The sequence below is a fragment of the Actinotignum schaalii genome, from assembly GCF_028864145.1.
Lineage (GTDB): Bacteria > Actinomycetota > Actinomycetes > Actinomycetales > Actinomycetaceae > Actinotignum > Actinotignum schaalii_B.
Map to the genome: position 1 here is coordinate 1 of NZ_JARBHJ010000054.1, position 7,736 is coordinate 7,736.

7 protein-coding genes and 1 tRNA gene are annotated in these 7,736 nt (G+C 58.8%); 2 read left to right on the forward strand and 6 right to left on the reverse strand.

Translation table 11 applies throughout. The annotated features are described in order from the left end of the window. A partial coding sequence (locus PWJ82_RS09180) for a hypothetical protein (RefSeq protein WP_274736362.1) occupies positions 1–319 on the forward strand: 319 nt, incomplete at its 5' end. A 243-nt stretch (positions 320–562) separates the two neighbouring features. Here the strand turns inward: PWJ82_RS09180 and PWJ82_RS09185 are convergent. The 6 genes from PWJ82_RS09185 to PWJ82_RS09210 all read right to left on the reverse strand — a co-directional run bounded on the left by PWJ82_RS09185 (position 563) and on the right by PWJ82_RS09210 (position 7,245). Continuing rightward, complete coding sequence (locus PWJ82_RS09185) at positions 563–1,126, reverse strand: MerR family transcriptional regulator (RefSeq protein WP_016442803.1); 564 nt, start codon at positions 1,124–1,126, stop codon at positions 563–565. A 361-nt stretch (positions 1,127–1,487) separates the two neighbouring features. Next, on the reverse strand, positions 1,488–2,495 hold the full coding sequence (gene add, locus PWJ82_RS09190; protein ID WP_274736364.1) for an adenosine deaminase: 1,008 nt from the start codon (positions 2,493–2,495) through the stop codon (positions 1,488–1,490). Between the two features lie 43 nt (positions 2,496–2,538). Next, the gene (locus tag PWJ82_RS09195; protein ID WP_274736365.1) at positions 2,539–4,305 is read right to left on the reverse strand and encodes an adenine deaminase C-terminal domain-containing protein; all 1,767 of its coding nucleotides are present in this window, start codon (positions 4,303–4,305) and stop codon (positions 2,539–2,541) included. A gap of 51 nt (positions 4,306–4,356) precedes the next feature. Then, the gene (locus PWJ82_RS09200) at positions 4,357–5,775 is read right to left on the reverse strand and encodes a purine-cytosine permease family protein (protein WP_274736367.1); all 1,419 of its coding nucleotides are present in this window, start codon (positions 5,773–5,775) and stop codon (positions 4,357–4,359) included. A gap of 215 nt (positions 5,776–5,990) precedes the next feature. Continuing rightward, complete coding sequence (locus PWJ82_RS09205; protein ID WP_274734157.1) at positions 5,991–6,803, reverse strand: MerR family transcriptional regulator; 813 nt, start codon at positions 6,801–6,803, stop codon at positions 5,991–5,993. Then, positions 6,796–7,245, reverse strand: coding sequence for an FHA domain-containing protein (locus tag PWJ82_RS09210; protein ID WP_126134457.1), 450 nt, complete (start codon positions 7,243–7,245; stop codon positions 6,796–6,798). The genes PWJ82_RS09205 and PWJ82_RS09210 overlap by 8 nt, the downstream gene beginning before the upstream one ends. Positions 7,246–7,552: 307 nt before the next feature. Here PWJ82_RS09210 and PWJ82_RS09215 point away from each other — a divergent pair. Continuing rightward, positions 7,553–7,626: transfer RNA gene (locus PWJ82_RS09215), tRNA-Pro, on the forward strand. Positions 7,627–7,736 lie beyond the last annotated feature (110 nt).

Here is a 7,736-nt window from a genome sequence, read left to right on the forward strand (position 1 = left end):
TGGTGGTGATCCGGGGACCAAGCCTGGTGGTGATCCGGGGACCAAGCCTGGTGGTGATCCGGGGACCAAGCCTGGTGGTGATCCGGGGACCAAGCCTGGTGGTGATCCGGGAACGAAGCCTGATGACGACCCGGGAACGAAACCGGGGACTCCCAGCCCTAATCCCACAAATTCGGGTACCGACAATGCAATCAGTTCCACTTCCGCCAAAAAGCTCGCGCATACAGGAACGGCAGCAGCTGGTGGTATTGCAGGAGTTGTACTGCTTCTTGCCACCGGCCTTGCCTTCGTTCGGTTGCGCCATTGGGATAGAAAATAACTACGGAAATTAGCCACTACGATTACGGGAAAACAGTAATGTAAACGAAGCCTCTGGAAACGAAGCTATAAAAGCTTCCTCCAGAGGTTTCGTTTACGTGGTAACGGTGCCGGGTTTCTATACTGCTGAGTGACGTTGCTCGCCAGGGGAGGAAATGAGCAAGAGCTACCTGGAGCCTTGATAATAAACGAAACAGGTCCGCTGCACTTCGGCAACGGACCTGGATGGTAAAAGAATTGTGAGTTATGCACCGCGGCGGCGCTTGGCAGCCCGCCGCTGCGCCAATTCATCCACCACTTCTTCTTCAGCACGTTCGGTGGGAAGTTCTGAAAGCGAACCCTGGATTTCACGCCAAACCCGGCCAACCGCGATGCCGAAAACAGCCTGGCCGCCCTTGACCAAATCAATCACTTCATCATCGGAGGTGCATTCGTAGACCGAAGCGCCATCGGACATGAGGGTGATACCGGCCAGATCTTCCACTCCGCGATCCTTGAGCTGTGCGATCGCAACCCGAATCTGCTGGAGCGATACCCCGGTATCCAAGAGGCGTTTGACCACCTTGAGAACCAGAATGTCTTTAAAAGAATAGAGACGCTGACTGCCGGAACCCGACGCATTTTGCACGGTAGGCGAAACAAGACCGGTGCGATCCCAGTAATCGAGTTGACGGTAGGTGATGCCTGCTGCCTTGCAGGCAATCGGACCGCGGTAGCCGGTTTCGGCGTCAAGCTCGGGAAGAGGATCGCCGAAGAGCATCGGTTGGGTGCGCCGATACGTCGCGTCCTTGGCAGTCGCGTCGCTCATAGTCTCTCCGTTTCGCAGCGTGGATTCTGGCCGGTTGCCAGTGTTAGCTACCACGATATAGCAGGCCGGCCAGCGGGTCAGCGCCCGGCGCGGCGTGTCTAAAGCTCAACTTGAGCTTTAGGGGAAGGCGCCGCAACCAAGCGCCGTTTACTACTCCCCTAGCTTACCGCACCCATCCTTGAGATTGGCTACTTCCCGCCACTTAAAGCCCGCGGCGCCGGCACGCTCCCACACGGGAAGCGGCCGGCGCCGTCGTTCCCATCGCGATGTGATAAACGATACATGCGATGTTATTGTGACAGTTGAGGTACCTGAGGCAAGCATGCGAGATGCCGCGCGCACGCCCCAGCGCCTACCTCACCTAGCCCTCGTAGGCAGCAATCTCCGCGGCGATGCGTTCCTTGAGCGAGGCCGGCGCCCAGGAAATATCCACCGCATTGCGCGCGAAACGCTTGAGGGTCTCCTCATCTGCCCCGGCTTCGTCCGCCACGCGTTGGTAATTCTCCGCGATATAGCCACCGAAATAGGCTGGGTCGTCCGAATTGACAGTAACCTTGACCCCCCGCTTATCCAGTTCGGTGAGCAGTCCCACCTTAGAGCCGTCGGACACCCAGGTATTGGAGATCGGGCAGGAGGTCAGACCGATACCGTGCTCAGCCATGTATTCCACCAACTCGGGCTTTTCCACCACATTCGTACCGTGGTCCACGCGGTCCACCCGCACGTCCTCGAGAACCTGACGAATATGCTCCGCTGAATCTGCAATATCAACATCGCAGTGCATCGTCAGCTGATAGCCCAGCTCGCGGGCCTTCGCGAAGACGGCCGCGAACTTGGCGGGCGGGTTGCCGGTTTCATCCGAATCAAGCCCCACGCCGATAATCCAGGGGCGGTACGGCAGGGATTCCAGCAGGGTTGCCATGGCGTATTCAGCCTGGAAATCCCGCAGGAAACACATAATCAGAGCGCTGTCCACACCCAGCTGTTCGCGCGCCTCAATCTGGGCACGGCGCAGCCCGGAGATCACGGTATGGAATTCCACCCCGCGCGAGGTATGCGCCTGCGGATCGAAGAACATCTCCACGTAACGAACGTTTTGGCGCGCTACCTTGCGGAAATACTCCATCGCGAGGTCATAGAAATCTTCCGCGGTAAGCAGCACGCTCATGCCTTCGTAATAAGCGTCCAGGAAAGAGGCGAGGTCATCGAATTGGTAGGAAGCCCGCACCTCCTCCTCGCTGGCGTAAGGGAGCTCCACACCATTGCGCGCGGCGAGCTTGAATTTGAGATCGGGTTCCAGGGTGCCTTCAATATGCAGGTGGAGCTCAACTTTGGGCAGACCCTGCACGAAGGGCGATATCGTGGTCATATTTTTCCTTTCTGCGCGGTGACGTTCGCGGGTACCTGTTACGTTACCGTGTTGCAATAACGGGATCGACGACGTCAAATTTGACGCAGTCAATGAGGCCGAGATCGGTGATCGCCCAATCGGGAATCGCGGTGATGGACAGGAAGATGAGCTGGCCAAAGGGCGAATCGAGATCCGCACCCAGCACCTCCCGGGCAGCCCGGTCCATCTCCGCTTCGGCGGTGGCCATATCTTCGGCTACCAGGTCGGCAACAATGCCACCCACCGGGAGGGGCAGGGAGGCAACAACCTCGCCATCACACACCGCAACCTGTCCCCCGCCCAGGCGGGAAACTTCGTTAATCGCCAGCGCGATATCCTCCGGGTTTACTCCCGCGCACACCACATTGTTATCGTCCGGGGCCGCCGAGGTGGCAATTGCCCCGCGCTTGAGGCCGAAGCCCTGAATAAAAGCAACGGGCAAATTCGTGGTTTTGCCGTAGCGTTCCGCTACGCATACATAAACGGCATCCTGGGCAGTATCGGGTTGTACTTTGCCGTCCACGACCTCGAGTTCCACCTCAGCGCCGGGGCGCTTGAAGGCAACATCCTTGGAGAGCACGATGGTGCGCACTCGCGCCGAGGTAGCCGAATCGGCAACCCGAACTGCGATGCGATCAGCGCTGACCGGGGCGAGCTTGAAAGTATCGAGCACCGCTGCGGTGCGCTGCGGTGCATGCGGGGCGTGCACGGCGGCACCGTTCTGCGCCACGATCCTCCCACCCTTGAGGACGGTGCGGGGCCGGAAATCATCGAGGGAATCAACGAAGAGAATATCCGCGAAACGCCCCGGAGCAATCGCACCGATGCGGTCATCGAGTTGGAACATCCGCGCGGTGTTAATCGTGGCCATCTGGATCGCGGTGACGGGATCAATTCCCTTCGCAATGGCCAGGCGCACCACGTAATCGAGGTGGCCGCGGCCCAAAATATCGGTGGCCGTCACATCGTCGGTACAGAAACCAACCCGGTGGGCCGGGGCGCCCATCTCGGTGATGAGCTTAATATTTTCCTCGAGCATCGGGGCGGCGGTGGATTCCCGGATAAGGATATTGATGCCGTTACGCATCTTCTCCAGTTCTTCTTCCGGAGAATAGGATTCGTGACACAGCGTCACGCCCGAAGCCGCGTAGCCGGCTACCCGGCGGGCATCCACGAGCGGTGCGCAGCCAAAGGCGTGCAGGCGGTTTTCCTCGGCCAGGTCCATGGCGGTGAGGACTTCTTCATCACCGTATTCCACCATTTCCTGCACGGTTTCCCACAAGCCTACGCATTCGGGCATGCGCTGCACTTTCCGATGGTCTTCCACCGCGAAACGGTGCCCCACGGTAGATTCAGGAACCGTGTAGGGAGCTTTAGCGGGCGCACCCCACCACACTCGCATGGAGGATTCTTCGGCTTCGGCCAGGAATTCCTTGACGCCTTCCAGGCCTGCGGATACCAGGATCTGGTCGAGGCCGGAAATAACGGAGGTTGTTCCGTAGCGGGATACCAGATCCGCGAACATCGTCACGGAAAGCTTGGAGCATTCGATGTGCTGATGCCCGTCAATGAGACCGGGAGTCAGATAGGCGCCGTCGGCATCAATAATGGTGGTGTTCGGGCCGCGCTGCGCGTCCACGTTCCCCACCGCGGCCACGCGCCCGTAAGCGATGGCGACGGAGGCGGGGTAGGTTTCCCCGGTGAGAACGTTTACCAGAATTCCGTTGTCAATAATGGTGTCGGCGTGGGCGCGCCCGTAGGCGACATCAAGAAGCTGACGATGAGGCATGAGTTTCTCCTAAAAATAATGACGTTGTTGCGGGGTGACGGTATGCGGCCTTTAGGCAGCGGTAATGAAGGCCCGGCGGGCAGCGCGTTCGCGTTCGCGCACCGGGCGCAGAGCCAGGTAGATTAGCGCGGAGGCGATCACTCCGGCGGGAATGGACAGATCCGGTGCCGCGGCGGGCACATCCACGAGGAGTCGGGTGAGCGGGCCCACCAGGTAGCCAGAGTTTGTGAAGAGCGCTGAGCAGAGCATGCCGCCCAGCAGCGCGGCCATTCCGGACCAGCGCACCCCACCGCTGCCCCAGTACGGGCCGTGGGATTCAATGGCCAGGCCGGAAAGATGGTAGGTGCCGTGCCGGGCCACCCAATCCAGCAAATATACGGTCACCCACGGCGCCAGCCAGATGCTTAGCGAGGCGGCGAAAGCATTGAGGAGGCTGTAGAACGCTTCCTGCTGGATCGCGAAAATGCAGATGGCCACGCAGATGAGGCTGTCGATGCACACGATAACCATGCGCGGAACGTGGATACCGGCGGTCTGCAAATTCAGGCCGGAAGAATAGAGGTTGGTGCCGTTTTGGAGCAGCAAACCGACCATAACAAGAATGAGGAAAGGCACCGCAAACGCCGGGCTGAGGATCGCCGGGACGGCCAGCGGATTAGAAAGTTCCACCTCAGCGGGAACCGCTACAGTTGCCATCGCGGCCCCGAGGGTCTGGAGTAGCACGTAGGGAATAAACCCACCCAGCGCCGCCCAGGTTCCCACTGCGAGTGGCGAAGAATTAGCGGGTAGATAACGGGAGAAATTTGCTCCGCTTGGCGCCCAGGAAAGCCCGCCCGAAACAATAACGAGCGAGGTTGCAGAAATCAGGGTGAAGAGCGAATCGGTACCCGCGGAGGCGCCCGGCGCGGCCTGCGGAATAATGAGGGCTGCTAACACAATAAAAGCCACCGTGAAAATCATGGTTGCGTATTTTTGTGCTGCCATGAGTATCCGGTGGCCAAGAAGGGGAAGAAGAAGCTGAATACCCGCAAGAAGAACGACGACGGTAATCTGCGCGCCGCCCTCCAGGGCGATACCCGCACGAGCGAGGAGTGCCTCACAGGCATAGTAAACGAGAATGAGTCCCCCGGCTTCGAAGCCGATGAGCATCAGCCAGGACAGAACTCCATTAATACGAGCACCGCGAGTACCGAGCGATGCTCGCGAAATGGTCATCGTGGTGGTGCCGGTTAGCGGCCCTTGAATGGAGGTCAGCGCGAGAAGCGGATATGCGATAACGTTGCCGATCACAATAACGGCGAGCGCTTGCGTGAATGAAAGTCCATAGAGTAGCACCAGCATGGCGCCGTAGGACACGGTAAAAATATTAGTGGTTGTGCCCGCCCACAGGAAGAAAAGATCGCGGGGGCGACCGTACCTTTCGTGGGGCGAAACAAGGTCGATACCTTGGGTTTCCACAGAACCTGACATTAATTGTCTCCTGCTAGTTGAGGTGCCCAGCATGACCTGGGTTCGGTTCAATCGATATGAAGTTGTACTGCCACACTACTCCTGAGTGGGCGGTGCTGTCTGCCTGACGTGACTCACTTTTGCGCAAAAAGGCTGCTTACCGGGGTGTGGGCTGGCCTGAGTGCAGTGAGCGGAGGTCAAAAACGCGCTCCTTGAGTACCGCGGCGGAACGTAATTTAGCGCAGTTCCACTTCGATATTTTCTGTGAGAAGAGCGCCGTAAAGCCGCGCGACAGTGGTACCGTCCTCGGCGGCTTGGTTGAGAGCGCGTTCGGAGGCGACGGGTGTTTTCTTTGCGAGTTCTGTGGCCAGCTGGGTGGTAATCATCACTGCCTGGGCGTGCGCGGAATTCTTGACGCTGCGAATCTGACGCAGATCGTAGCCGGCTTCCAGGAGCATCACGCAGTAGCGCACAATATCCGCTGATTGTGCGGAAAGGCGCCCCCGCGCATCGGTAGCAAGGATGCCGGCGGTTACGAGTTCCTCAATAGTACCCAGAGCCGCTCCGGTCATATCTGCTAGTTCGGCTTGGGTAATACGTTCGCCCGGTTTTGGGCGGCGCACTTCCGGTGCGGCGACGGCGCGCATTCCCCCGGGGCGCCCCGGGGCCTCAATGATTCCCTCATCGAGCTGCCGCAGCTCCTCCCGGATTTGATCGAGAGGTAGAAAGCGGTCGCGTTGTTCCCTCAGGATGAAGCGCAAACGCTCGGTATCCGAGGTAGAAAAGAGCCGCTGATTAGTGGCGGTGCGATAGGGAGAAATGAGATCAATGGATTCGTAGTGCCGGATTTTCGAGACCGAGAGCATGGGGAATTCATCGGTGAGGGCACGGCGAACCTCCCCAATGCGCAGAGTTGGTTCGTGGCTGAGATCATGGGGCCAGGTGCTCGGACTACCATCTGCCCGCACACGGTGGGTTGCGGAAGTGGACGGGTAGGAAGAATCGGGCGTGGCCGTAGAAGCGCGAGAAATCACCGGTGTATCACGCACCGGCTCGCGAAGCGTAGAAAGTTAACCGGAATTTTCCGATTTGGATCTCATCACCGGTGCGGAGCGCGGCATCATCCACCCGTTCCCGATTGACGTAGGTGCCGTTGAGAGAACCGGAATCCCGCACATGGAAAGTATCACCACGGCGGAAGAACTGAACGTGCTTACGGGAAACGGTGACATCGTCAAGGAAAATATCGGCACGCGGGGAACGCCCTGCATTTGTTACTTCCCCATCAAGAAGGAATCGAGCCCCGGAATTAGGGCCGGAGAGTGCAATGAGGAGCGCGGAGCCGGCGGGGAGGGCATCAATAGCTGTGCATTCTTGCGGGCTGAGATGCCGTTCAGCCACCGGTTGATCAGGCTGCGCACCAATAGCGGTGAAGCGAGAAGTTTCCGTAGGTGCGGGTGCGGCCGACCTCGGGTCAAATTGTTCAGCCATATGACTTCTCCTTCACTGCCCTGGAATGCTCCCCCGGGCGCGTCTTTATCGGTAACAATCCTATAACGATTCGGGGTGATAACTCTAGTGAGGCCATCCGCCCTTGAGGCGATTCGGAGGCATCGCTCCGCAGTGATTGCGCGGAACTGAGCGCATCGCAGCTCCGCGCAAAGAGCGGGCTACGTCACCTTCTGGGATTTGTATTTTTCTGTGCTCATGAGGTAATCTCATGTGGTCCACGTGGCGATAACCCGATGTAGAAATCAGGTTATCGAAACGGGGATAGCGCTAAGTTTTCTTATCGCTTCGGGCTATGGCGCAGTTTGGTAGCGCACTTGACTGGGGGTCAAGGGGTCGTGGGTTCAAATCCCGCTAGCCCGACAATGTGATGTCCCGCGTCATAGGTCCGCCTGTGACGCGGGATTTTTCGTGTTTTCGGGCGGGATGTCCCACGTGATATGTCCGGGTATGTCCCGCGTCATGTGTCCGTT

What these genes read in the sequence shown, in the direction of transcription:
- PWJ82_RS09195 (WP_274736365.1), bottom strand. Translation starts at nt 4,305, where the DNA reads ATGCCTCATCGTCAGCTTCTTGATGTCGCCTACGGGCGCGCCCACGCC.
- add (WP_274736364.1), bottom strand. Translation starts at nt 2,495, where the DNA reads ATGACCACGATATCGCCCTTCGTGCAGGGTCTGCCCAAAGTTGAGCTC.
- PWJ82_RS09200 (WP_274736367.1), bottom strand. Translation starts at nt 5,775, where the DNA reads ATGTCAGGTTCTGTGGAAACCCAAGGTATCGACCTTGTTTCGCCCCAC.
- PWJ82_RS09185 (WP_016442803.1), bottom strand. Translation starts at nt 1,126, where the DNA reads ATGAGCGACGCGACTGCCAAGGACGCGACGTATCGGCGCACCCAACCG.
- PWJ82_RS09210 (WP_126134457.1), bottom strand. Translation starts at nt 7,245, where the DNA reads ATGGCTGAACAATTTGACCCGAGGTCGGCCGCACCCGCACCTACGGAA.